The organism is Kaistia soli DSM 19436, from assembly GCF_900129325.1.
Taxonomy (GTDB): Bacteria; Pseudomonadota; Alphaproteobacteria; order Rhizobiales; family Kaistiaceae; genus Kaistia; species Kaistia soli.
Map to the genome: position 1 here is coordinate 241,247 of NZ_FQUP01000002.1, position 23,399 is coordinate 264,645.

Consider the following 23,399-nt stretch of genomic DNA (forward strand, 5'->3'; position numbering starts at 1 on the left):
TCTTGGTCCCTCGAGGATCAGCCGAGCACCTGCGCCATGCGGCGCAGCGCTTCGGTCGTCGTCGCGATGTCCTGGACCATCGCGACGCGGAGGAAGGAACGGCCGGGATTGTCTCCGGCAGCTGTGGGCAGGCAGAGATAGGCGCCGGGAATCGTCCGCACGCCGGCCTCAGACCAGAGGCGGACCGCCGCCTCCTCGCCGTCGCCGACATCGAGCCACAGGAAGAAGCCGCCTTCAGGCACGGCAACGCCGAGGATTTCCTGGGCGAGCTCGAATTTCGCGTTGTATAGGGCGCGGTTCTCCGCGACATGCGTTTCGTCGCCATAGGCCGCGATGGCGACGGCCTGAATTGGCGTTGGAACCTGCGGCGCCGCCATATTGCGCAGCCGCGTCCAGTCGCTCAGGAAGACCGGATCACCCGCGGCAAAGCCGGCCCGGAGCCCCGGCAGGTTCGAGCGCTTCGAGAGCGAATGAAACGTGACGATATTGGCAAAGCCGTCGCCAAGCGCAGCCGCCGCTTCCAGGACGCCCGGCGGCGGAACGTTGCGATAGATCTCGGAATAGCATTCGTCGGCGAAGATCATGAAATCATGCTGCCGCGCCGCCACGATCAGACTGCGCCAGTCCTCGAGCGTCGCGACGCTGCCCTGCGGGTTGGTCGGCGAGGCGACATAGAGCGCAATGGTTCTGGCAAGCACGTCGGGCGCGACGCGCGAAAGATCGGGCAGATGCCGCTGCTCCAGCCCGGCTTCGATCAGGACGATCTCGAGACCCGCGGCTTCCGCCCCGGCCGCATAGGCCTGGTAGAATGGGTTCGGCAACAGGACGGCCGGCCGCGCAATGCCGGCGGCGCGCTCCCGCGCACCAAGAGCGGCGAAGAACAGGCCCTCGCGCGAGCCATTGAGTGGCAACACCATGGTTTCGGCGTCGATCGGACTTGCGGCGAGGCCATAGCGGCGGTTCAGCCACGCGGCAATGGTGCTCCGAAACGCATCCGTGCCGCGAATCGCCGGATAGCGCCCGAAGAGATCGAGATTGGCGGCGATGATTGGTCCGACAAAGGACGGGATCGGATGCTGCGGCTCGCCGAGGCCGAGATTGATCGGCGTCAGACCCGGCGCGATCCCGGCCAGCCTGTCGTTCAGTTTCTGAAACGGCGAGATCGCCCTGCCGGCGCTCGTCGGGCCGCCCATATTGCCGATTCCTCGTAATGTTCCGTTCGCGACAAACCTAGGGCCACGGTGGTTAAGGCCGCTTTAACCATCGGCCTGCCGCGGGCGACAGATGGTCTCGATCAGCCTTCGCGCACAAAAAAGAGGGGCCCCGGCGAAACCGGGGCCCCCTAGTCTTGGGAGGAACGTCATCCTGCGGAGGCAGGCCGAAAGGCCGGCGCCCGAAGGCGCCGGCCAAAGGCTTAGCTGTGATAGGCGCGCTCGCCGTGCTCGACGATGTCGAGGCCTTCGCTCTCGACTTCGGGACGCACGCGGAGGCCGATGATGATGTCGACGACCTTGTAGAGGATCAGCGAGCCGACACCCGACCAGACGATCGTGAACAGGACGGCCTGGATCTGCACCCAGAGCTGGTGACCCATGGTCACGCCCTCGGCATAGCCGACGCCGCCGAATGAGGTCGAGGCGAGGAAGCCGGTGCCGATGGCACCGACGATACCGCCAACGCCATGGACGCCGAAGACGTCGAGGCTGTCGTCATAGCCGAACGCGTTCTTCACCGTGGTGACGAAGAAGAAGCAGACGATGGCGGCGACGAAGCCGAGGATGATCGCGCCGACCGGACCGGCAAAGCCAGCAGCCGGAGTGACCGCGACGAGGCCGGCGACGACGCCCGAGATGGCACCGAGCATCGACGGCTTGCCGCGAACGATCCATTCGATGAACACCCAGCCAATCGCCGCACCGGCGGTTGCAACAAAGGTGTTGATGGTGGCGAGGCCCGCGATCGGGCCGGCCGAGAGCGCCGAACCGGCGTTGAAGCCGAACCAGCCGACCCACAGCAGGGAGGCGCCGATCATCGAGTTGGTCAGCGAATGGGGCGGCATCAGATCCTTGCCGAGACCCGCACGCTTGCCGACCATGATGCAGCCGACGAGGCCCGCGATACCGGCATTGATGTGAACGACCGTGCCGCCAGCGAAATCAAGCGCGCCGGCGGTGAACAGCCAGCCCGTCGACTGCCAGACCGAGTGTGCGACCGGGATATAGATGAAGGTGACCCAGAGGATCATGAACAGCAGCACGGCCGAGAACTTCATGCGCTCGGCGAAGGCGCCGACGATGAGGGCCGGCGTGATGGCCGCGAAGGTCATCTGGAACACGACGAAGACATATTCCGGAATGGTGCCGGAAAGCGTCTGCGGCGTGATGCCGGCGAGGAACGCCTTGGAGAGGCCGCCGATGAAGGCGCTGCCGTCCGTGAAGGCGAGCGAATAGCCGTAGAACACCCAGATCACCATCACGACGCTGGCGATCAGAAGGCACTGCATCAGCACCGAGAGCATGTTCTTGGCGCGGACGAGGCCGCCATAGAACAGCGCAAGGCCCGGCACGATCATCATCAGCACGAGCACGGAGGAGATCAGCATCCAGGCGGTATCGCCCGAATTCAGCACCGGAGCCGCGGCAGCCGCAGCAGCAGGCGCCGCCTCGGCGGCGGGCGCGGCATCCTGGGCGGAGGCGAACGCGGTCAGGCTGAGCAGCGTTCCCGCTGCTCCCATGAGAGAGTATTTGGCATTACGCAGATTCATCAGACCTCTCCTGTCGGACCGCTCTTCCGGTCGACTGATCCCATCGGCGATGGCGCGACCCATCCCCCGGCTCCTGGCTGTCATTTCATTTCGATCCGTCATCGTTGCCCTTGCTCGCGCTGTTCGTGAAATCCACTGGTTTCAAGCCCGAGCGTCAGAGCGCGTCGGTATCCGTTTCGCCCGTGCGGATCCGGACGGCCTGGTCGATCGAATAGACGAAGATCTTGCCATCGCCGATCTGGCCGGTCTTGGCGGCGCCCGAGATGGCGTCGATCACCTTGTCGACGGACTCGGTTGCAACGGCGACTTCGATCTTGAGCTTCGGCAGGAAGCTGACGGCGTATTCGGTGCCACGATAGATTTCCGTATGGCCCTTCTGCCGGCCATAACCTTTGACTTCGGTGACCGTGAGGCCCTGCACGCCGATCGCGGTCAACGCGTCACGCACTTCGTCGAGTTTGAATGGCTTGATGATCGCCATCACGATTTTCATGTCTCAGTTCCCGTCTCTTTTTGCGGCGGGTGAACCGCAAGGATCGAATGGTCGACCGGCATGCCGCCCGATTGACGCCGCTGCGCCAGCCCATAGGGAATCAAGGTCCGTGCCAACTCTCGCAACTTCGGCAAAAAGTTCAAAAATCGCGCAAACGCGGCCGATGCTTGTCGCGAAAAGGACAGAATTCGCCGCAGATCGGCGTCCAAAATTCGCAATATGCACAAGGATTAGGCATAACGGCGACGAGATTGGATCAGTTCGCCCGCTGGTTGCTCACGGTTGGTGATCTCTCGCCTGACGCACAAGGCCTTCCTGGGCGACGGAGGCGACGAGGCAGCCAGCCCGGTCGTAGAGCGCGCCGCGATTGAAGCCCCGCGCACCGCTGGCGGACGGACTGTCGCAGACATAGAGCAGCCAGTCGTCGAAACGGACGGGGCGATGAAACCACATCGCGTGATCAAGGCTCGTGACCATCAGGCCGGGATCGAACACCCACCGCCCTTCTGCGATCAGCGTGGTGTCGAGCAGGGTGAGATCGGAGGCATAGGCCAGCACGGCACGCACGACAGCCGGATCGTCCGGCAATGCCATCCGGGCGCGGATCCAGCTCGCCTGGCTCTGCTCGGCCCCGCTCCGACCGAGGAAGGCCTCGAGGTCGACGGGCCGGATCTCGATCGCACGCGGCTTGCGCCAAAAGGTGAGCGCCGAGGCTGGTGCCCGGGAGGCGAGCGCGGCGAGCAGCGCGCTTTCGTCCGGAAGCGCCTCCGGCGCCGGAACGACCGGCATCGGCGCCTGATGGGCAAAGCCCGGTTCCTCGATGTGAAACGAGGCCGCCATGGCGAAGATCGCTTCACTGCCCTGGCTCGCCACGACGCGTCGCGTCGAAAAGCTGCCGCCGTCACGAATGCGCTCGACCGCATAGTCGATGGCGCCATCCGGATTGCCTGGGCGCAGGAAATATCCATGCAGAGAATGCACCAGCCGGGCCGGATCGACGGTCCGCGAGGCGGCGATCAGCGCCTGGCCGATGACCTGGCCGCCAAACACGCGCCGCCAACCGGGATCGACGCTGCGACCCCGGTAGTGGTTGATTTCAAGGGGTTCGAGATCAAGTATCCCAAGGAGGTCGTCGGTCACCCTTGGCTGTCCCCTCGTCTCAAGCCGTCCGTCTGCGCGCCATTCCAGTTGCGGCGCAGCCGGGACGGTGTCAAGCCGGGTCGCAAAACCCGTCAACCAACGGATACAGCATGACCGCCACCGATGACGCCGCCGCGCCGCCCCTCGACGTCCTGATCGCCGGCGGCGGCTATGTCGGGCTTTCGCTGGCCCTGGCCCTGAAGCGGGGGGCACCTTCGCTTGACGTGGCGGTGGTCGATCCGGCGCCCGCGGGCGCAGCTGCACGCGACGGTCGCGCCTCAGCCATCGCCAGCGCCGCCCGCGAGATGCTGACCGCGCTCGGCGTCTGGTCGACTCTCGAGCCGCTCGCCCAGCCCGTCGAGGATATGATCGTCACCGACAGCCGCACACGCGACCCGGTGCGGCCCGTGTTCCTCACTTTCGCGCGCGAAGAAGGCAGCGCGGCGCCGTTCGCCCATATGGTGCCGAACGGTGCCCTGGTCGCGGCGCTGTCCGACGCCGCCGACCGTGCAGGCGTTACGCGGATTGCCGGGAGCGGCGTTACGGATTTCGAGACAGGTACGGCGTTTCAACGCATCACGCTCGCCGACGGCACGACGAGGCGCGCCCGTCTCCTAGTCGCGGCCGATGGCGCCAAATCAAGGCTTCGCGCGCTCGCCGGCATTCAAACCGTCGGCTGGGGTTATGGCCAGTCTGGCATCGTCGTCACGGTCAAGCATGAGCGGCCGCATCATGGCCGGGCCGAGGAACATTTCCTGCCCGCGGGGCCCTTCGCGATCCTTCCGCTGCCCGACAATCGCTCCTCATTGGTGTGGACGGAGAGTACCGAGACGGCCGATCGGCTGGTTGCCGCCGATCCGTTCACCTTCGCCATCGAACTGGAGCGCCGCTTCGGACATCATCTCGGCGCGATCACCGCCGAGGGAACGCCACGCGCCTATCCACTCGGCTTGATGATCGCCCGCCGCTTCGTGGCGCCGCGTTTCGCGCTTTGCGGCGATTCGGCGCATGCCATCCATCCCGTGGCAGGGCAGGGGCTCAATCTCGGCTTCAAGGATGCGGCCGCGCTGGCCGAAAGCGTGGTGGAAGCGGCCCGGCTCGGCTCCGATCCGGGCTCCGCCGACGCCCTGTCGCGCTATGAGCGCTGGCGCCGGTTCGACACAGTGCAGATGGGCATGGTGACGGACGGCCTCAACCGTCTCTTCTCCAACGACAGCCCGGCCCTGCGCATCGTGCGCGATGTCGGCCTGGGGCTCGTCGATCGGCTGCCGGGGCTGAAGCGCCGCTTCATCGGCGCCGCCGCCGACGCAGACCCGTCAGCACCCAGGCTGCTGCGGGGCGAGGCGATCTGACGAGGCTTAATCGTCGGCGAGCGGACGCGCCTCGTCGGGCAGCATGATCGGGATGCCATCGCGGATCGGATAGGCGAGCCGCGCTGCGCGGCTCACCAGTTCCTGCTTGGCCTCGTCATAGGAAAGCGCCGTCTTGGTGACCGGGCAGACGAGCAGCTCCAGCATCTTGACGTCGATCCGGGCGGCCGGGCGTTCGAGAGCAGCCAACTCCGCCCCCTATTGCAGCAGCGGCGACGGGCCGCCATCGCCCCCGCGCGCCAAAGACATCTCGGTCAGCGCGATCAGCGTCTCGGCGCGGGCACGAAGATCCGCTGCCTCGAGAAGCGCCTGCTTCTCTGCCGGGCCATAAGGGCTCATCATCGACAGCGCATTGACCAGCGTCTCGTTCGACGTGCGGCCGATATTGTCCCAGTCCGCCTCGAGCCGGTTCGCCTCGAGATAAGCGCGGAACACGTCGAGCAGTTTGGTGCGCTCGACGGCCTCGGCGCCAGCGTTTTCGGCGAAGTCCGCGTTGAAGTCCTCGGTCGAGACCCGGCAGATCCGGAAACCAGCCCGGCCGGGCAACTCCGCCACCAGCTTGAACCGCGCAATGCCGGTCAGGCAGATCATGTAGCGCCCGTCATCGGTCTCGGCATAGGACGTGACGCGGCCGACGCAGCCGATTGCGGACAGCGCCGGCTCATCGCCATCCGATGCAGATCCGGCCGGCTGGATCATGCCGATCAGCCGGTTGCCGGCCATGGCCTCGTCGACCATGGCGAGATAGCGCGGCTCGAAGATATTGAGCGGCATCTGCCCACGCGGCAGCAGCAGCGCTCCAGCGAGTGGAAACACCGGAACGCTGTCGGGAATGTCCCGTGGGCCTTCATAATGGGCCTTGCCAACCTGCATGCGGACTTCGCCTTACGAGAACAGGATCGAGGAGAGCCGACGACGCCCTGAAAGGGTGGCCTCGTCGGTCGGTCCCCAGGCCTCGAACAGCTGGACCAGCTGCTTGCGTGCCTTGTCTTCCTCCCAATTGCGATTGACGCGAACGATTTCAAGGAGGAGGTCGGTCGCCTCCTCGCGATCGCCCTTGGCATTGCGCAGAAGCGCCAGATCGAACAGCGCTGCGAAATCCTTGCGATTCTCGGCAATGCGCGCCCGCAATTCGCCTTCCTCGCCGAGCTCGGCCGTCTGCTCGATCAGCGCGAGCTGTGCCCGAACAGCGGCGATCTGCGGATCAGCGGCCTTGGCTTCGGGAACGCTGTCAATCAATGCCTTGGCCTGGTCGACCTGGCCCATCGCAAGATGGCAGCTCGCGAGACCCGCCAGCGCCTTGACGTTCTCCGGCTCGGCCGCCAGCACGGCCGCGAAGATCTGCGCCGCGTCAGCAACGGCGCCCGCCTCGATCAGTGCACCCGCTTCCTCCAGCGCAGCGTCGATCTCGGAAGCACCGCCGGGACCGGCCAGCTTCTCGATGAACGCCTTGATCTGGCCCTCGGGGACAGCGCCCATGAAGCCGTCGACCGGCTGACCGTCGACGAAGGCGATGACGGCAGGGATGGACTGGATGCCAAGCTGGCCCGCGACCTGCGGATGGTCGTCAATGTTCATCTTGACGAGGCGCACCGCACCCTTGGCACCCTTCACCACCTTTTCGAGCACCGGGGTCAGCTGCTTGCACGGCCCGCACCATGGCGCCCAGAAATCAACGAGAACCGGCTGGCGGCGCGATTCCTCGATGACGTCCTTGGCAAAGGTCTGAGTGGTCGTGTCACGGACAAGGTCTCCGCCGGCAGGCGCGGGTTCCTGCTGATAGGACGACCCGAAGCTGTAGCTGGGCTGGTTCATGAGCGTCACGCCTCGATTGTGTGGCTGCCGGTGGCCCGGCACGTTTCAGGTGCAGAAGATGGAACTTCGCGGCGCGATTTACAAATCCGCAGCTAGTTCGGCCATGCCGAAATCGATGACGAGCGGCTCATGGCCTGTCGCCCGCACGAAAGCGAGAAGATCGCCGGCCGCGATGCAGGTTGAGGCAGTATTGACGAGCGGATGGAAGTTCGCTGCCTCGCCCTCCAGAAAGCGGCGGTCGAGCACAAGCGTGACGCGCGGCGGGGCGTCGTTCAGCAATGCGAACGGCGTAACGGATCCGGGCGTCACGCCGAGGACGTCAAGGAGCAGGTCGGCCGAACCGAATGAAAGCCGGCCCGATCCACCGATGGCCTCATGCAGCCGCTTCAGGTCGACGACGCTGTCCTCGACCGCGACGACAAGGAAGAGCCGCCCCTTCTTGTCCTTGAGAAACAGGTTCTTGCTGTGCAGGCCGCGCATCTCAAGTCGAAGACGCTTGCCGTCAGCCACGGTGAAGAGCGCCGGATGCTCGATCGTCTCCGTCGCGATCCCGAGCCCCTCCAGAAAGCCAAACAGATCCTCGCGCGATTTGCGAGTCGGCGCGCCCACCGGTACAGGCTGGAGAGGCGAATGCGGCAGCGGATCGGACTTGGGCACAGGCGATTCTCCGGCGCGAAAGGCACCGGAAACGGCGCCGCGCTGCTCTTCTAGCCCCTCGCGCGGGGGCGGCCAATGCCCCCTGTGGATCGCCGGCAAATTGCCTGTTGCAATCCTCCGGACCATAAGTCATAAGGTGCGCCGTCCGGCAGCGTCGGGCACGGAAGCGGGTGTAGCTCAGGGGTAGAGCATAACCTTGCCAAGGTTAGGGTCGAGGGTTCGAATCCCTTCGCCCGCTCCAAAATTTCCAGGCAAATCAAGAAAATCGCCCTTCGGGGCGATTTTTGCTTTTGGGCCTTGTTTCGCGTTTCGGCGATTTTCGGCCCGTTCACCCTGTGTGATCGTCCCGGCCGAACGCACGGCGCCCTCCTGGCCCAATCTCCCACCACATCAACTACCACGCACAGGCTCGCGCACGTCCTGTCCGCGCCCGCAGTCCGCACGACGCCCGTGCGTCGATGCTGCTTTTCGCCTTGTCGCGGTCGACAGGAAAAACTGCTGCCCGACCGTTGACAGAAGTCAATCATTGATCACTATAGGAAATATATTCGTTCAACGGAAATTTGGTTCCGATCATGCAGCTTGTTTCTCACAGCGGCATTCGGGCGGCTGGCATATGCCGATCGCGCGCCGGATCGCTGACGCGGCATTCGGGCGAGGTTCGGGCTATGGACGTCGTATCCCTGAGGCCGTTAGGCGGCGGTGCCCCTCGCCCCCGAAACGATCGCTTTCGCCAAGGGCCTTCTTCCTAGGCGAACCCAAAGAATTTCACGGAGACAAGCATGGCAACGCGGATCGGCGTCGATATCGGCGGCACATTCACGGATCTCGTCTACTATGACGAGGGCAGCGGGCAGACGACCGAAGGCAAGGTGCCGACCGTTCCGCACGCGCCCGAGGAAGGCGTTGTCGCCGCGATCAAGGGCCATGTCCCCCCGGCTGTCATCGAGGCGGCTGAATTCTTCCTGCATGGCACCACGGTCGGTCTCAATGCGCTGCTAGAACGACGGGGCGCCAAGGTTGGCCTGATCGCGACGGAGGGCTTCCGCGACGTGCTGGAAATCCGGCGCGGCGACCGCACCGAGATGTACAACCTGTTCTGGAAGCAACCGGCGCCGCTCGTGCCGCGTCGCCTGCGCCTCGAAGTGCCCGAGCGCATGATGGCCAATGGCCAGGTGTTCCGTCCGCTCGAAGAAGGCGCCGTTGCGCCGATTGTCGCGGCCTTCGCCGCCGAAGATGTCGACAGCATCGCCGTCTGCCTGATGAACGCCTATGCCAATCCGGCGCATGAATTGCGGGTCGAGGCGCTGATCCGCGAAGCAGGCTTTACCGGCGGAATTTCACTCTCGCACCGCATCTCCGGCGAATATCGCGAATATGAGCGGACCTCGACGACGGTGATCGACGCCTTCGTGCGGGCCCGGATGTCCAACTATCTCCGCCGCCTCGACGAGCGCCTCCGCGAACTTGGCTTCAAGGGCACCAGCCTCATCACGCGCTCGGGCGGCGGATCCATGACCTTCGCCGAAGCCGAAGAACGCCCCTTCGAGACGATCATGTCTGGCCCGGTCGGCGGCGCGCAGGGCGCCAGCGAACTGGCCACTGCGCTCGATATCCGCGCGCTGATCACCGCCGATGTCGGCGGCACCAGCTTCGACACGGCGCTCATCCTCGATGGCGCGGCGCAGGTGCTGTTCGAAGGCTCGATCGACCAGATGCCGGTGCAGACCCCCTGGGTCGACGTCCGCTCGATCGGCTCCGGTGGCGGCTCGATTGCCCACGTCGACATCGGCGGCCTGATGCGCGTCGGCCCGCGCAGCGCCGGCGCCGTGCCCGGCCCCGCCTGCTATGGCAAGGGCGGCACCGAGCCGGCCATGACCGACGCGGCCGCGGTGCTCGGCATGCTCGGCACGGGCAAGCTCGCCTCAGGCATCAACCTCGCTTTTGACAAGGCGTCGGACGCGATCGAACGGGTCGGCGCGGCCATCGGCCAGAATGTTGAGGCGACGGCCGTCGGCATCATGCGGATCTCCGCCTCCGCCATGGCCAATGCGATGCGGGAAGTATCGGTCGAACAAGGCCTCGACCCGCGCGAAATGACACTGCTGCCCTTCGGTGGCGCCGGACCGCTGATGGCCTGTCTGCTCGCCGACGAACTCGGCATGCAGCGCATCGTCGTTCCGCCGCTCGCTGGCAATTTCTCCGCCTGGGGGCTGCTCGGCGCCGACATGGTCCAGGCTGCGGCGCGCACACGCATCATGCCGCTCGCCGACGAGAACCTCGCATTCGTCAACGATATTCTTACCGAACTGTTCGAATCGATCGGCGGTCGCGGTGCGCATCTTGGCCGCGATGCCGAGCCCTCGGCCCGGCTCGATCTGCGCTATCGCGGCCAGGAGCACTGGCTGTCGATCGATATCGAGCTGGAGGACCGTGCGATCACCGAAAGCGTCGCCAGCATCGCCGACCGCTTCCGCGCCGAATATGCGCGCAGCTTCGGCAGCACGATGAATGACGGGATCGAGATCGTCTCGATCCGCGCGACATCGCGCATCCCATTGCCGCGCCGGCAGATGACGCCGCGCCCGATCGAGGCGAGCGGTGCGGCCGAGGAAGCCTTCGAGGCCTATTCGTTCCGCCTCGGCAAACGCGTGCCGTTCCGCCTGATCGACCGGGCCGCCATCGGCGAGGCCATCGACGGCCCGGCGATCGTCACCGAGAGCACGGCGACACTCTATATCGATGCGGGCTGGCAGGTACGAACCGGCGCCATCGGCGAACTGATCCTCGAGCGAAAGGCGCTGAACTGATGAACGCCCGCAGCCCCATCATCCACAAGGCCGGCATCGCCCGTCGCGCCGGAGAGCACAATGCCGACCCGATCACGACCGAGGTCGTGCGGCACGCGCTCAATTCGGCCGCCAACCAGATGAAGCGCGCCCTCATCCGCACCGCGTTCTCTCCGGTCATCTACGAAGTGCTCGATTTCGCCGTCGCGATCTACGATCCGGAATACCGGCTGCTGGCGCAGGCGCCGAGCCTGCCGATGTTCATGGGCACGCTGAACTTCTGCATCGAGGCGGCTGTCGAGGCCATCGGCGGGCGCGAGAAGCTCTATGACGGCGACATGCTGATGTACAACTGGCCCTACGGGACAGGTTCGCATCCGCAGGATCTCGTCGTCATCATGCCGGTCTATCTGCGCGGCGAGACGCTGATCGGCTACACGGCGATCAAGGGCCATTGGCTCGATATCGGCGCCAAGGACCCCTACTGCACCGACACGGTCGACGTGTTCCAGGAAGGCACCGTCTATCCGGGCGTCAAGATCTACAAGCGCGGCGAACTCAACGACGACATCTACCGCATGATCCTCGCCAATAGCCGCGTGCCAAAGGCTGTCGCCGGCGATCTCGACGCGCAGGTGACGGGCTGCCGGGTCGGCGCCCGCAGCTTCCTTGAAGTGGTCGAGCGCTACGGCCTCGAAAGCTTCACGGGCGCGATCGAGGCGATGTTCGATCATGGCGAGCGCGTCGTCCGCAGCTATTTTGAGAAGATCCCCGACGGACGCTATGTCGGCCGCGGCGAGATGGACGACAACGGCGTCACCAAGGACAGCATCCCCTTCGAGATCGCCGTCGAAGTCTCCGGCTCCAACGTGCGCATCGACTTCTCGCTTGTGCCCGACGAGCAGGGCGGCCCGGTCAACTGCCCACTCCCCTCGACGATCTCGGCGAGCCGCGTCGCGATCACCATGCTCGCCGGCTATGGCGAGGCGCCGCATGAGGGCCACTTCCGTCCCATCGAGGTCGTCACCCGGCCCGGCTCCATGTTCCATCCAGAGCCGCCGGCGCCTTGCTTCCTCTATGGCTGGCCGGCGCTGCAGGCGATCGAGGTCATCTACAACGCGATCTCCAAGGCCCTGCCGAAGGCGGTGCCCGCTTCTTCGGGTGGTTGCATCTGCTCGGTCGTCTGGTGGGGGCGCCGCGAGGCGACAGGCGAGCCCTGGGCCGACGGCGCGCCGCATCCGACCGGACAGGGCGCCTGGGACGGCGGCGACGGCGGCACCATGCTGCACATCTCCGAATCCGCCACGCGCTTCACGCCGATCGAGGTCTGGGAGGCGCGCAATCCCTGGCTGATCGAATGCCTGGCACTGGCGCAGGATTCCGGTGGTGCCGGCCGCCACCGCGGCGGCGCCGGCCTCGAGCTTCACTTCCGGATGCTCGAGGAGACCAATATCACCACGGTGTTCGAACGCTCGAAGAACAAGCCGTGGGGCCTCGAAGGCGGCGGCGAGGGGCGCGCGAACAATGCCCGCGTCCGTATGCCGTCCGGCGAGGTTCTCGATATCCCGAAGACCACGCGCTTCGTGGTGCCGAAGGGCGGCGTGCTGGAACTCAAGACCGGCGGCGGCGGCGGTTATGGCCCGCCCTCGGAGCGGCCGAGGGAGATGGTCGAGCACGATCTTCGCGAAGGCTACATCTCGGCCGAGTTCGCCGCGCGGCACTATCCCCACGCCGGCTGAAACGACGGCGTGAAGCTGATCGCAGCGGACCGCCGACATGCGGTCGCCGGCCTTCCGCCACGCCGACCCGTCGCAAGACGCCGCGCCGCGACTGGTGCGGCGTGTCGGGCCGCGGCCCGACAGAGACTCCTGGGAGGGACCACGCCCATGGCAACCGAGACCATCGCGGACCTTGGCGCGCAGCCGGCCACCGACAGACGCTTGTCGCTTGACGAAGTGACGGCGCTCGCTCGCCGCATCCTGCTGTCGAACGGCGTTTCAGCCGCCCAGGCCGAGCCGATCGTGCGCACGGTGACCGCTGCCGAGCGCGACGAATGCCGCTCGCATGGGCTCTACCGCCTCCTCACTTATATCCGCTCGATCCGACTCGGTCAGGCCAAAGGCAATGCCGAGCCGACGCTGCATGATGATGGCGGCGCTCTTGTCCGCGTCGAGGGCTATCGCGGCTTCGCGCCGCTGGCCTTTGACCGTGGTCGCGCCCTGCTCGTCGAGAAGGCGCGGCGGAACGGCATCGCGGCGCTCGTCATCCGCGATTGCCACCACAATTCCGCGCTCTGGGCCGAGGTCGAGCCGCTGGCAGCCGAGGACGGCATTGCCGCCATCGCCTTCAATCCGACCCATAGCTGGGTGGCGCCGGCTGGCGGATCGCGCCCGCTGTTCGGTACCAATCCGATCGCTTTCTCCTGGCCGCGACCGAACGGCGAGCCCTTCGTCTTCGATTTCGCGACCAGCGCCGTGGCGCGCGGCGAGATGGAGCTGCATCGGCGCGGCGGCCGCCCGATACCGTCCGGCTGGGCTGTCGACGCGGCCGGACAGACGACGACCGACGCCGCCGCCGGCCTCGCGGGCGCAATGCTGCCGTTCGGCGGCTACAAGGGGACCGGCATCCAGATCATGATCGAACTGTTGGCAGGGGCGATGATCGGCGATGCCATGAGCTATCAGTCATCCGACGCCGATGCCGGTCATGGCGGCGTGCCGCTGCATGGCGAACTGATCATCGCCTTCGATCCGGCCCGCTTCCGCGCCGGCCGCGAGGGCGATCCGCTGGCCGACGCCGAGGGGCTGTTCGAGCGCTTCGGCGCGCAGCCCGGCGCGCGGCTCCCATCCGAGCGGCGCTATGCGGCCCGGCGCCGGACGGTGGTCGAGGGCGTTCTCGTGCCGCGGCCACTGCACGACGAACTGGTCGCGCTTGCCGATGCAGGCGAATGACCTGATCCGCCAACCCTGCCCTAGCCGAGCATGGACACCGTCAACGGGTCCATGACCCCGTCGCACCAGCGCTTGAGCGCGGCGTGGAAACAGCTTTCGGGGTTGCCGTCGGCCAGTGCGAACAGACTCATCGACGAGCGGAATTTCATATCGTCTGGCGCGCCGAACAAGGCGTTGAGCGAGGGCGCGTTGGCGGCAAGCACGAGGTCCGTTGCGCTCCGAAGTCGAGCCCCAAGCTGTGGATGGGCGAGATAGGCCCGCGCTTCGGCCAGCGAATCGATGCCATAGAAGAGGGCTGTCTGCGACCGGCCAAGCGCCTTCAATTGCGGGAACACGAACCACATCCAGTGGCTGCGCTTGCGGCCAGCCGAGAGTTCAGCGACGACATCGGGCCAGATCGGTTGCTGCGCCGTCACGAATCGCTGCAGGTCAAAGGGATCGTCGGCGTTGCTCATCGTCCTCTCCGCTTGGTGACGTCAGCGCGCGGGATGCCGGATGGCATCGCCATCGGCAAACAGGTCCGGTTCGGCCGGCGGCGGCTCGGGGCCGAAGACACTCATCCCGCCATAGCTGTGCGATCGCTGCCGCTCCCCCGCGACGAACGCCTCGAAGCTTGGGCCCCGCGCATCGCGTTCCATCCGCCGCGTCGCATCGTCGAGCCGGCGGATGGCCTCGAGCCGCTCGTCATTGCCGAGCTTCGCCTTTGTCATGGCCGATTTGAGCACGCCGATCGTCTCGTCATAGACCTTGAGCGGCACTGGATAGGGATGGCGATCCTTGCCGCCATGGGCGAGCGAAAACCGCGCCGGATCCGCGAAGCGGCAAGGCGCGCCGTGAATGACTTCGGCGACGAGGGCGAGCGAACGCACCGTCCGCGCGCCGACGCCGGGCACCATCAGCAGGTCCTGGAAATCCGTCGGCCCGCTCTCAGCCGCCGCGGCCAGCGCGCCATGCAGGCGGCGCATGATCACGTCCTTCGGCCTGACATCGTGGTGTTCAGGCATCACAAGATACGGCAGCAACGGCGCTTCGGGCGGAGGCGGCGTCAGCGGCACGCCGGCAAGGGCCGCCGCCTCGCGCACGATACCATCCGGGCCTATGTCTTTGAGGAGATCGATCTGGCCCCGCCGCGAAGCGTCGGCCCGTCGATCGGTCAGGTTGACGATCTCGCCCTGGCCGTGCCCATCGATCGCGGCATGCGGCGCGTCGACGAAGCTGGTCAGCCCCTCGGACAGCCAGTGGTAACGCCGAGCCAGCCGTGAATCGCCGTTCATGCCCTGCTGCACGACCACCCATTGGCCGTCATCGGCGACGATGAAGCCATGCAGATAGAGATCGAAGCCGTCCTGCACGGCTGCGCTGTCGACCTTGGCGACGAGCCGGCTCGCCGCTGCCAGCGCCACGCCGTCAAAGCCAGCCCGGTTGCCGGCAATGATCAATTCGTCCGGCGTCTTCCGCGACTGCGCGCCACGGCCGCCGCAGACGGTGAGGCCGAGTTCGCCGGAAAGCGGCGCCAGACCGCGCTTCAGCGCCCCGATCACGCTGGTGGTGATGCCCGAGGAATGCCAGTCCATGCCCATGACGGCGCCGAAGGACTGAAACCAGAAGGGATGCGCAAGGCGGCGGAGATATTCCTCGCGGCCATAATGGTGGACAACCGCCTCGGTGATGACCGCACCAAGCTTCGTCATGCGCTGGCCAAGCCAGGCCGGCACGCGTCCGCCATGAAGCGGCAGATCAGCACTGCCCGCGCGACGTCCCATGGCAAGCTCCGAGAACGAAAGACGAACGGATTTCTAGCATGCGGCGGCGGCGCTGCAAACCGTTCAGTCGATGTCAAGCCGATGCACGCGGACGCCCGGACAAACGCTCTCGGCGATCGGGATGAGATGCTGGTGATGCGTCAGGTAGATCACCTGTCCGACCTCCGCCATGCCTGCAAAGAGGCGGAAGGCCTCTTCGGCGCGGAAATCATCGAAGCTCTCCATGATGTCGTCGGCGATGAAGGGCACTGCACGGCGCGTCTCGGCGAATTCGTGATAGCCCGCGACGCGCAGCGCCAGATAGAGCTGGTAGCGCGTCCCCTTCGAGAGCTCGGCCGCGGCCTTCGAACCGCCACCGGCAACAAGTGCAATGAGCCGCTCGCCCTCCTTGTCGGCCTGCGAGGCTAAGCCGGTATAGGCGCCGCGGCTGATGGTCTGGAACGCCTCCGAGGCACGCGCCATCATCTGGCTGCGATGCTTCTCGCGATAAAGCCGCAGCGCCGCTTCGGCCGCGCCGATGCCGGCGCGCAGCCTCAAATAACGCAGCGCCCCCTCCTCGATCTCGACCAGCAGGGTGCGCCGCCGCGCCTCGACGGCTGCGGCCGCGCCATCGCCGCCGATTGCCGCGAGACGGTCGGTGGCCGCGCTCCTTTCCGCGAAGAGCTGCTGGCATCGCCCGACAAGATCCTCGAAACGTTGCTGCAAGGCAGCCTTCTTGGCGGCCAGCGCCTCCTGGTCCGTCGCGGCGAGCACCTGCTCGGCCTCGCTCGCATCCATCATGCCCAGCGCCGCAGCGATCTCCTGTTCCGCGGTTCGGATTTCAGCCAAGAGCCTCGAGCGCTCGGCGATCGCCGCAAGGCCATGCGCCACCTCGGCCAGCCCCTCGACACCGAAATGCTCCGTCATGGCATTGATTTGCCGCCTAATGACCGCCTCTTCGCGCGCGTGTGCCGCCTGCGCGGCGGCGTTGTCGGAGAGCCGCGCCGACAGCGCAATCCGTTCCTTGTCCGCATCGCGCGCAGCGTTGATCCGACCCCTGATGCTCTGAGCCAAGGCGACGGTCTCGCCGTCGCTCGCCATGCCAAGCCTTTCCGCCCGCTCGACAAGGGTCGCGCGATAGGCCTCCCGGTCGCTCTCCATCTTGCCGATACGATCGGCAAGGCTGGCGACCTTGCCGAGCAAGGTACCAAGCGACGTCAGATGGTCGAGGATTTCGCGGACGGCGCCGACGGGAGGATCGACGGCGGCCAGCCAACTGTCCGCCAGCGCGGCCCGCCAGTCGGCCGACCAGGCGTCATCGTCGGCGACGGCCTCGGCATGCGCCCGGACCCGTCGATCGACCTCGCCTTGCCGCTCAATGACCTGGCGCTGCAAGGCGCCGGCCGCCGTGATTGTCTCGAGGCCAGCTTCGGCGCCAGCTTGCAGCACGGCGAGGCTTTCCGACGAGTCGCAGGCCCATCCGGCCTCCTCCAGCACCGAGACAAGGCGTTCCTTTGCCGCCTTATCAATTATCTCGACCTCGCGCGCTGCTGCGTCCGCCGCTCGGATATCCATGCGGGTGTCGAGGGCCCGTTCGCGCCGGCGCAGCCAGGTTTCGAAGCCACCAAGGCCGGCCGTCTCCATCAGGCCCGGCACGAACCGCGTGACCGTCGCCTCAACGCGCTGACGATCGGCTTGCAGACGCTCGGCCGCCGCCGCTAGCAGCGCGGCGGCGCGCTCATGCTCGGCCTTCGTGATCGCGTGCGCCTGCGTCACCTGCGCGTAACGGGCCGTGTCGGCGACATGCGCCAGCCGCTCATTCGCCGCGATATCATCCCGACGCATCGCGGCCTCGAAGGCCGTAGCGCTGTCGGCATCAAGCCGCGCGCGATGATGGGCCCAGGCAGCCTCGCGCTGCAACCGGATAGCCGACGCCTCGTGGTCGCCGCCCGGCCCTGCAAGCGCGGCGAGCGCTTGCAACTCGGCCGCCTCGCGTGCCAGCTGCGTGCCAAGGCGGTCGACATCGCCGCGATGCAGCGTCACTTCGCCGGCGCCGCTCTCCAACCTCGCCTTCCAAGCCGCGATCTCCGCCGCGTCGGGGACGATCATCAGAGCCAGTGCTTCGGCATCGCCCTGCCAGGGCGCGAGCGCCGCGAGACTATCGGCAAGCGCCGTCTCGGCCGCGGTGCGATCGCGCCGCGCCCGCTGGAGCCGCCCGTCGATATCCGCGGCACGAAGGCTCTTCAGCGTCGCCGCCAGCCGCGCAATGGCCTCCGGCGACGCGGCCGGAGGCGTGGCGCCATCCCCCTGACGGGATTCGGCCTCCCGGAGGTTCGCCCGCGCCGCGACAAGCTCAGCCTCGGCCGTCGCGCGCCGCGCGACAATGCCGGACCGCGCCTCCACCAGCGCCATCAGCCGCGCGGCCCGTGGCGCCGTGATCAGCAGACGATGAGGATCGGGCGCGTCCGCCTGGCCGATCCGCGCCAGGAGACCGGCGATCGTCCGCTCGACCTCGGCGCGCTCAAGGTACCGCGCCGGCAGATCATGCGCGGCCGTCCTATCTCGCGCGGCCAGTCCGTCCAGGAGATCGAAGGCCTCGGCCTCGGCCAAGGCGGCCGGATCCTCGACCAGTGCCGCCAGCTGACGCTCGAGCCCCGACGCTTCGTCGCGTTGGCTGGCCCGCCGTGTCGCGAGCGCGATGTCGGCATGCTGCAAGACGGGCAATTCGGCAGCCCAACCGGCCGGCGGCTCCGGCAGATCAGCCAGCGGCACCAGGTCCGCGCGCGCCGCACGAAGCGACGCCAGCCGGGGCAGGGCGCCGAGCTGACGTGTCAGCGCGTCGATCTCAGCCTGGACCCGTCCCCGCTCCGCCGTCGCCGCGTCATAGGCGGCGGCCGCCGTGGTCTCAGCTTCGACGAGCCTTGCATAGGTAGAGGCCATCGTGTCGATCGCCTCGCGCTCGTCCTTGAGCACAGCGAGCCGCGCCTTCATCGCTGCGAGGTCAGTCTTCCGCCCCGAAGGCTTGTGAAAGGCGTCTGCCTCCTGCTTCAGCCGTTCGAGGCGCTGGCCGAGTTCGGCAAGACCAGCGCTCGCCGAAAACAGCAACTGGCCAAGATCGCCGCGACTGGCGAGAATGCTCTCGCCACCCGCCACCAGCGTCTCGTCGTCGAGCGAAAACATGGTGCGATAGGCGTCGCGCGTGATGCCGCCAAGTTCGGCGAGGATTGCGGCATCGGGCAAGACCTGGTCGGCCGGATCGAGCAGGCTGTTCTGCGGCTTCTTGATCCGGGTGAAGGCCCGCGCTTGCCCCTCGAGTTCGAGCTCTCCCTCGATCCGCATCGTGGCATAGGGGTGTAGGAAGTTGTACGGGCTCTGCGCGCCGATGCCGTAAAGCAGGTCGAGATAGGCTGCCAGCGTCGTCGATTTGCCGGCCTCGTTAGGCCCATAGACGATGTGGAGATCCGGACCGGTCGCCGGCCGAGTACCGAAATTAAGGCTGCGGCCGGTGAAGCGGCCATAGCGGGTCAGTCCGAGCCGATCGAGCCGCATCAGTCGCCGGTCCCGGCCGGCGCATCCGCCTGCAGCCGCGCGAGCACATCCTCGATGCCATCGGTGGCGAGCGTCTCCATCAGCCGTGCAGCGGTCTCTTCATCGGCCCCCAGCAGATCACGGAGATCAGGAGGCAACAGCCCGCGCAGCTGTCCGGCCCATTCGCCGAGCATGGTGCGATAGGCGGGCGCGCCGAGCACGTCGCTTTCGACCAGTCGCGCCAGTTCGACAAGTGGATCGGCCCCATCGCCGGCAAGGACGGGATTGTCGACCGCGAGCACGATCTTCTCGACATGCGTCTCGCCAAGGCCGGCGGCCGCCGCGTCCGCCTCGGCCTTCAAGAGGTCAGCGTCGCGGCGCATGCGCCAGGCGAGCGGGGTCGCACCCGTGATCTCGACACGCGTCACGAGATGCGGCGAACGGGTCTCGACGCGGGCAGTCCGCAGCGATCGCCCGATCGCCGCGACGAGATCCGGCCATTCTGCGATGCCGGCCGCGTCGACGCGGACGCGGCCGAATTCGGCGATGCTGGTCAACCGCTCCTCGACGCGGAGGGAGCGGTCATCGAGTACCGTGACGAGGCTGACCGATTTTGGCCCGGCCTCGTTGATGTCGCGCCCTTGCGGCATGCCGGCCATGACCACGGTCGACCTGCCGTCATGGGCGACGCGGGCATGGATGTGGCCGAGCGCCCAATAGTCGAAGCCGTGCGCCTGGAGGTCGGCGAGGCTGCTCGGCGCATAGGCGTCATGGCCCGGCGCGCCGGCAAGGCTCGTATGCATGACCCCGATATTGACCGCATCGGCAAGCGGTGGCCGGTATCCTGGCAGGAGACTCTCCAGCGCCTGCGCCTTGGCAAAGCTAAGGCCATGCACGACGATCGGCACCTCGCCGCGCGGCCGCTCGATCCCCACCGCCTCGGCCCGGCCGCGATAGAGCTTCACGCCCGGCGGCAGGACCAGTTCCTGCGTGATCTTCGACAGCGCGTCGTGATTGCCGCGGATGATGAAGGTCCGAATCCCTGCTTCCTCGAGCCGGCGCAGCTGGTCGGCGAGAAAGCGCGCCGTCTTCATCGAGGTCTGTTCGCCGTCATAGAGATCGCCGGCGATCACCAGCGCATCGACCCGCTCGGCGAGCGCCATGTCGATGATGCCGACAAAGGCCTGCCGCGTTGCGTCACCGATCAGCGCCGCGAGATCGGCATCACGCAGCGCCAGCGAGCGCAGCGGCGAATCGAGATGGATGTCGGCCGCATGGATGAAGCGATAGGCGGCGATCTCGGCTCTCCTCCCTGACGCGCTGCCGACAGGCTAGCACGTCCCGCCTATCGCGTTTCAAGCCGGCTCAGCGCTTCAACCGGTATCCGGTCTTGAAGATCCAGGCGACGATCGCGAGGCAGATGAGCATGAACACCACGGTCATCGCGAGGCTGATGCCGATGGCGACATCCGAATGGCCGTAGAAGCTCCAGCGGAAGCCGCTGACGAGATAGACCACCGGATTGAACAGCGTCACCGTGCGCCAGAATGGCGGCAGCATGTCGATCGAATAGAAGCTGCCGCCGAGAAAGGTCAGCGGCGTGACGATCAGGAGCGGCACGAGCTGCAGCTTCTCGAAATTGTCGGCCCAGATGCCGATGATGAAGCCGAGCAGCGAGAAGGTGATCGCGGTCAGGAGCAGGAAGGTGACCATCCAGAACGGGTGGTCGATCCTCATATCGACGAACAGCGCGGCCGTCGCCAGCGTGATCACCGCAAGCATCGTCGCCTTCGTGGCGGCGGCGCCGACATAGGCGATCACCGTTTCCATCGCCGAGACTGGAGCCGACAGCAATTCGTAGATCGTCCCGACGAAGCGCGGGAAATAGATGCCGAACGAAGCGTTGGAGATGCTCTGGGTCAAGAGGCCGAGCATGATCAGCCCCGGCACCAAGAAGGCGCCATAGCTGACGCCGGCGATCTCGTTCATATGCGGTCCGATCGCCGAACCGAACACCACGAAATAGAGCGAGGTCGAGAGGACCGGCGAGACGATGCTCTGCAGCAGCGTGCGCCGCGTGCGCGCCATCTCGAAACGGTAGATCGCGATAATGGCGTGAATGTTCATGGCGAGCCCCTCACCAGGCTGACGAAGATATCCTCGAGCGAGGATTCTTCCGTGCGCAGATCCTTGAGCGTAAGTCCCGCGGCCGCGACGTCGCCGAGGAGGGCTGCGATCGCGTTGCCGGCGGCCTCGGCTTCGTAGGTGTAGACGAGTTCCGATCCCTCGGCGGCGAGAACGAGGCCATAGGCGGCCAGGCTGTCCGGCACGGCGGCAAGCGGCGTGCCGAGCTCGATCGTCAGCTGCTTGCTGCCGAGCCGCTTCATCAGCTCGGTCTTTTCCTGAACCAGGATCAGTTCGCCGCGGTTGATGACGCCGATCCGGTCGGCCATCTCCTCGGCCTCTTCGAGATAGTGCGTCGTCAGGATCACCGTGACGCCGGAATCCGCCAGCGTCCGCACCACGCGCCACATGTCGTGCCTGAGCTCGACATCGACGCCGGCCGTCGGCTCGTCGAGGAACAGCACCTCGGGCTCGTGCGAAAGCGCCTTGGCGATCAGGACGCGCCGCTTCATGCCGCCCGAAAGCGTCATGATCCGGCTGTCCTTCTTGTCCCAGAGTGAAAGGTCCTTCAGCACCTTCTCGATATGGGCCGGGTTCGGCGGCTTGCCGAACAGCCCGCGCGAGAAGCTCGTCGTCGCGAACACCGTCTCGAAGGCGTCGGTGGTCAATTCCTGCGGCACGAGACCGACAAGGCTGCGCGCGGCACGATAATCGCTGACGATGTCATGGCCGCCGATGGTGACGCGCCCGGTGCTGGCGCGGGCGAGGCCGCAGACGATGCTGATCAGCGTGGTCTTGCCAGCGCCGTTCGGCCCGAGCAGCGCGAAGATCTCCCCGCGCTCGATCGTCAGCGACACGTTCTTGAGCGCGGTGAAGCCCGAGTCATAGGTCTTCGAGAGACCCTCGATCGCGATCATAGGCGGGACGGTCATGGGAAGGCGGCTCCTGTAGCCACGGGCCTCGGCGGCGCGAATCGCGGCGGGATCAGCGCCTCGTCAATAGCCGAACTCAGGCCCCGGCAACAGCGCCGCCGTGTCGTGGCTCAGGCGAGCGTCACGACCTTGGTCAGATGGCGCGGCTGCACCGTGTCGAGACCGCGCGCCTCCGCAACCCGCTCGCCAAGCAGCTGCAGCGCCGGCAGCACGGCAAGACCCGCGACTTCAGGCGCGACGGCGACGTCGATTGTGACATCGCCCGGGCCGCCGAAGCCGATGATCCGCGCGCCCTTCGCCTGCATCTCGCCGACGAGTAGCGCCTCGTCATCGGGCCGCGCATCGCCATAGAGCATGACGCCGACGGTGCGTTCGTCGAGCAGGCTGATCGGACCGTGCCGGTATTCGAGCGGATGAAAGGCCTGGGCGAAGGTCTGGCTCATCTCGAGCAGCTTCAGCGCGCCTTCGATCGCGATGCCGTAGAGCGGGCCGCCGCCGAGATAGACGAAATGCGAACGGCCGGCGATCAGCGCCTTGGCGGCACGGTCCGTCGCCGCGAGCGCGGCCTCAGCGGCGCCCACCACAGATTCGCCGACCGGCACGCCGATGAGCTGCAGTCCGAGCAGCAGCATGAGGCTGGCCGACGACGTCATCACGATGCCCTCGGCCGGATGCGTCTCGGCAAAGACGACGCGATCGGACTCCGCGGCAAGTCCGCTGCCGGCGGCGCAGGTGATGCCGGTAACACGGGCGCCGGCCGCGCGGCTCGCCTGGGCGGCGGCGATCGTCTCCGTCGTCTCGCCGCTGCGCGACAGGGCCACGACATGCGCCTGCCGCCATGCGGGCCAGTAGCTCTGCGGACGGTCGACCCATTCGCGTGCCGGTACGGCGATCGCCGCGCGGCCCTTGGCATTGGCGCTCGCGGCGAGCGACAGAGCGAGGTTATAGGACGTGCCGCAGCCGACAAAGACGGTCACGGGTGCCGCGGGCAGTCCTTCCTTTGGCGCCAGCGCGGCGCGCCAGAACGGAAACTGCTCGACGATGGTCTGTTCGGTGATGCCCATGATGGTCTCTTGTCGTTGTCGTTCTGGTTG

Annotated in this window: 19 protein-coding genes and 1 tRNA gene; 5 read left to right on the plus strand and 15 right to left on the minus strand. The window is 66.6% G+C overall.

Going from position 1 to position 23,399, the window contains the following annotated elements:
- Positions 1-17: 17 nt before the first annotated feature.
- From BUB39_RS10590 to BUB39_RS10605, 4 genes are all read right to left on the minus strand, one after another.
- Positions 18-1,193, minus strand: a complete 1,176-nt coding sequence (locus BUB39_RS10590; protein WP_073053114.1) for an aminotransferase class I/II-fold pyridoxal phosphate-dependent enzyme — start codon at positions 1,191-1,193, stop codon at positions 18-20.
- Positions 1,194-1,414: 221 nt separating this feature from the next.
- Positions 1,415-2,764 carry an ammonium transporter gene (locus BUB39_RS10595; protein ID WP_073053115.1) on the minus strand — a complete coding sequence of 450 codons (1,350 nt, stop codon included), beginning with the start codon at positions 2,762-2,764 and terminating at the stop codon, positions 1,415-1,417.
- Between the two features lie 154 nt (positions 2,765-2,918).
- Positions 2,919-3,257, minus strand: coding sequence for a P-II family nitrogen regulator (locus BUB39_RS10600; protein ID WP_073053116.1), 339 nt, complete (start codon positions 3,255-3,257; stop codon positions 2,919-2,921).
- A 276-nt stretch (positions 3,258-3,533) separates the two neighbouring features.
- On the minus strand, positions 3,534-4,397 hold the full coding sequence (locus BUB39_RS10605) for an acyl-CoA thioesterase (RefSeq protein WP_073053117.1): 864 nt from the start codon (positions 4,395-4,397) through the stop codon (positions 3,534-3,536).
- Positions 4,398-4,507: 110 nt separating this feature from the next.
- Here BUB39_RS10605 and BUB39_RS10610 point away from each other — a divergent pair, with 110 nt between their 5' ends.
- Complete coding sequence (locus BUB39_RS10610; protein ID WP_073053118.1) at positions 4,508-5,749, plus strand: ubiquinone biosynthesis hydroxylase; 1,242 nt, start codon at positions 4,508-4,510, stop codon at positions 5,747-5,749.
- A 6-nt stretch (positions 5,750-5,755) separates the two neighbouring features.
- On the opposite strand, the gene BUB39_RS10615 is transcribed toward BUB39_RS10610, so the two are convergent.
- Genes BUB39_RS10615 through BUB39_RS10630 form a run of 4 tightly spaced genes read right to left on the minus strand, consistent with a single transcriptional unit; the run spans position 5,756 to position 8,191 of the window.
- The gene (locus tag BUB39_RS10615; protein ID WP_073054141.1) at positions 5,756-5,914 is read right to left on the minus strand and encodes a Trm112 family protein; all 159 of its coding nucleotides are present in this window, start codon (positions 5,912-5,914) and stop codon (positions 5,756-5,758) included.
- Between the two features lie 51 nt (positions 5,915-5,965).
- Positions 5,966-6,640, minus strand: coding sequence for an LON peptidase substrate-binding domain-containing protein (locus BUB39_RS10620; RefSeq protein WP_073053119.1), 675 nt, complete (start codon positions 6,638-6,640; stop codon positions 5,966-5,968).
- 12 nt (positions 6,641-6,652) lie between these two features.
- Complete coding sequence (gene trxA, locus BUB39_RS10625) at positions 6,653-7,624, minus strand: thioredoxin (RefSeq protein WP_425292903.1); 972 nt, start codon at positions 7,622-7,624, stop codon at positions 6,653-6,655.
- Between the two features lie 36 nt (positions 7,625-7,660).
- Positions 7,661-8,191, minus strand: coding sequence for a prolyl-tRNA synthetase associated domain-containing protein (locus tag BUB39_RS10630; protein WP_073054143.1), 531 nt, complete (start codon positions 8,189-8,191; stop codon positions 7,661-7,663).
- Between the two features lie 214 nt (positions 8,192-8,405).
- Here BUB39_RS10630 and BUB39_RS10635 point away from each other — a divergent pair.
- From BUB39_RS10635 to BUB39_RS10650, 4 genes are all read left to right on the plus strand, one after another.
- A tRNA-Gly gene (locus BUB39_RS10635) sits at positions 8,406-8,480 on the plus strand.
- Between the two features lie 541 nt (positions 8,481-9,021).
- Positions 9,022-11,049, plus strand: a complete 2,028-nt coding sequence (locus tag BUB39_RS10640; RefSeq protein ID WP_073053121.1) for a hydantoinase/oxoprolinase family protein — start codon at positions 9,022-9,024, stop codon at positions 11,047-11,049.
- The gene (locus BUB39_RS10645; RefSeq protein ID WP_084527233.1) at positions 11,049-12,767 is read left to right on the plus strand and encodes a hydantoinase B/oxoprolinase family protein; all 1,719 of its coding nucleotides are present in this window, start codon (positions 11,049-11,051) and stop codon (positions 12,765-12,767) included. Before BUB39_RS10640 ends, BUB39_RS10645 begins: the two co-directional genes overlap by 1 nt.
- Before the next feature lie 147 nt (positions 12,768-12,914).
- Positions 12,915-13,979 carry an Ldh family oxidoreductase gene (locus tag BUB39_RS10650; protein WP_073053122.1) on the plus strand — a complete coding sequence of 355 codons (1,065 nt, stop codon included), beginning with the start codon at positions 12,915-12,917 and terminating at the stop codon, positions 13,977-13,979.
- A gap of 20 nt (positions 13,980-13,999) precedes the next feature.
- Here the strand turns inward: BUB39_RS10650 and BUB39_RS10655 are convergent, their stop codons facing one another.
- The 7 genes from BUB39_RS10655 to BUB39_RS10685 all read right to left on the minus strand — a co-directional run bounded on the left by BUB39_RS10655 (position 14,000) and on the right by BUB39_RS10685 (position 23,369).
- Entirely contained in the window at positions 14,000-14,434 is a 435-nt protein-coding gene (locus tag BUB39_RS10655) for a DUF1810 domain-containing protein (RefSeq protein WP_073053123.1), read from the minus strand.
- A gap of 21 nt (positions 14,435-14,455) precedes the next feature.
- Positions 14,456-15,742 carry a DUF763 domain-containing protein gene (locus BUB39_RS10660; RefSeq protein WP_073053124.1) on the minus strand — a complete coding sequence of 429 codons (1,287 nt, stop codon included), beginning with the start codon at positions 15,740-15,742 and terminating at the stop codon, positions 14,456-14,458.
- 63 nt (positions 15,743-15,805) lie between these two features.
- Complete coding sequence (locus BUB39_RS10665; RefSeq protein WP_073053125.1) at positions 15,806-19,270, minus strand: YhaN family protein; 3,465 nt, start codon at positions 19,268-19,270, stop codon at positions 15,806-15,808.
- Entirely contained in the window at positions 19,270-20,547 is a 1,278-nt protein-coding gene (locus tag BUB39_RS10670; protein WP_073053126.1) for a metallophosphoesterase family protein, read from the minus strand. The genes BUB39_RS10665 and BUB39_RS10670 overlap by 1 nt, the downstream gene beginning before the upstream one ends.
- Positions 20,548-20,614: 67 nt before the next feature.
- On the minus strand, positions 20,615-21,376 hold the full coding sequence (locus BUB39_RS10675; RefSeq protein ID WP_073053127.1) for an ABC transporter permease: 762 nt from the start codon (positions 21,374-21,376) through the stop codon (positions 20,615-20,617).
- Positions 21,373-22,305 (minus strand): ABC transporter ATP-binding protein, encoded by a 933-nt coding sequence (locus BUB39_RS10680; protein ID WP_073053128.1) that lies wholly within the window; start codon positions 22,303-22,305, stop codon positions 21,373-21,375. The genes BUB39_RS10675 and BUB39_RS10680 overlap by 4 nt, the downstream gene beginning before the upstream one ends.
- 110 nt (positions 22,306-22,415) lie before the next feature.
- Positions 22,416-23,369 (minus strand): SIS domain-containing protein, encoded by a 954-nt coding sequence (locus BUB39_RS10685; protein ID WP_073053129.1) that lies wholly within the window; start codon positions 23,367-23,369, stop codon positions 22,416-22,418.
- Between the last annotated feature and the right edge of the window lie 30 nt (positions 23,370-23,399).

What these genes read in the sequence shown, in the direction of transcription:
- BUB39_RS10590 (WP_073053114.1), bottom strand. Translation starts at nt 1,193, where the DNA reads ATGGGCGGCCCGACGAGCGCCGGCAGGGCGATCTCGCCGTTTCAGAAA.
- BUB39_RS10595 (WP_073053115.1), bottom strand. Translation starts at nt 2,764, where the DNA reads ATGAATCTGCGTAATGCCAAATACTCTCTCATGGGAGCAGCGGGAACG.
- BUB39_RS10600 (WP_073053116.1), bottom strand. Translation starts at nt 3,257, where the DNA reads ATGAAAATCGTGATGGCGATCATCAAGCCATTCAAACTCGACGAAGTG.
- BUB39_RS10610 (WP_073053118.1), top strand. Translation starts at nt 4,508, where the DNA reads ATGACCGCCACCGATGACGCCGCCGCGCCGCCCCTCGACGTCCTGATC.
- BUB39_RS10615 (WP_073054141.1), bottom strand. Translation starts at nt 5,914, where the DNA reads ATGCTGGAGCTGCTCGTCTGCCCGGTCACCAAGACGGCGCTTTCCTAT.
- BUB39_RS10620 (WP_073053119.1), bottom strand. Translation starts at nt 6,640, where the DNA reads ATGCAGGTTGGCAAGGCCCATTATGAAGGCCCACGGGACATTCCCGAC.
- BUB39_RS10640 (WP_073053121.1), top strand. Translation starts at nt 9,022, where the DNA reads ATGGCAACGCGGATCGGCGTCGATATCGGCGGCACATTCACGGATCTC.
- BUB39_RS10645 (WP_084527233.1), top strand. Translation starts at nt 11,049, where the DNA reads ATGAACGCCCGCAGCCCCATCATCCACAAGGCCGGCATCGCCCGTCGC.
- BUB39_RS10650 (WP_073053122.1), top strand. Translation starts at nt 12,915, where the DNA reads ATGGCAACCGAGACCATCGCGGACCTTGGCGCGCAGCCGGCCACCGAC.
- BUB39_RS10655 (WP_073053123.1), bottom strand. Translation starts at nt 14,434, where the DNA reads ATGAGCAACGCCGACGATCCCTTTGACCTGCAGCGATTCGTGACGGCG.
- BUB39_RS10660 (WP_073053124.1), bottom strand. Translation starts at nt 15,742, where the DNA reads ATGGGACGTCGCGCGGGCAGTGCTGATCTGCCGCTTCATGGCGGACGC.
- BUB39_RS10665 (WP_073053125.1), bottom strand. Translation starts at nt 19,270, where the DNA reads ATGCGGCTCGATCGGCTCGGACTGACCCGCTATGGCCGCTTCACCGGC.
- BUB39_RS10675 (WP_073053127.1), bottom strand. Translation starts at nt 21,376, where the DNA reads ATGAACATTCACGCCATTATCGCGATCTACCGTTTCGAGATGGCGCGC.
- BUB39_RS10680 (WP_073053128.1), bottom strand. Translation starts at nt 22,305, where the DNA reads ATGACCGTCCCGCCTATGATCGCGATCGAGGGTCTCTCGAAGACCTAT.
- BUB39_RS10685 (WP_073053129.1), bottom strand. Translation starts at nt 23,369, where the DNA reads ATGGGCATCACCGAACAGACCATCGTCGAGCAGTTTCCGTTCTGGCGC.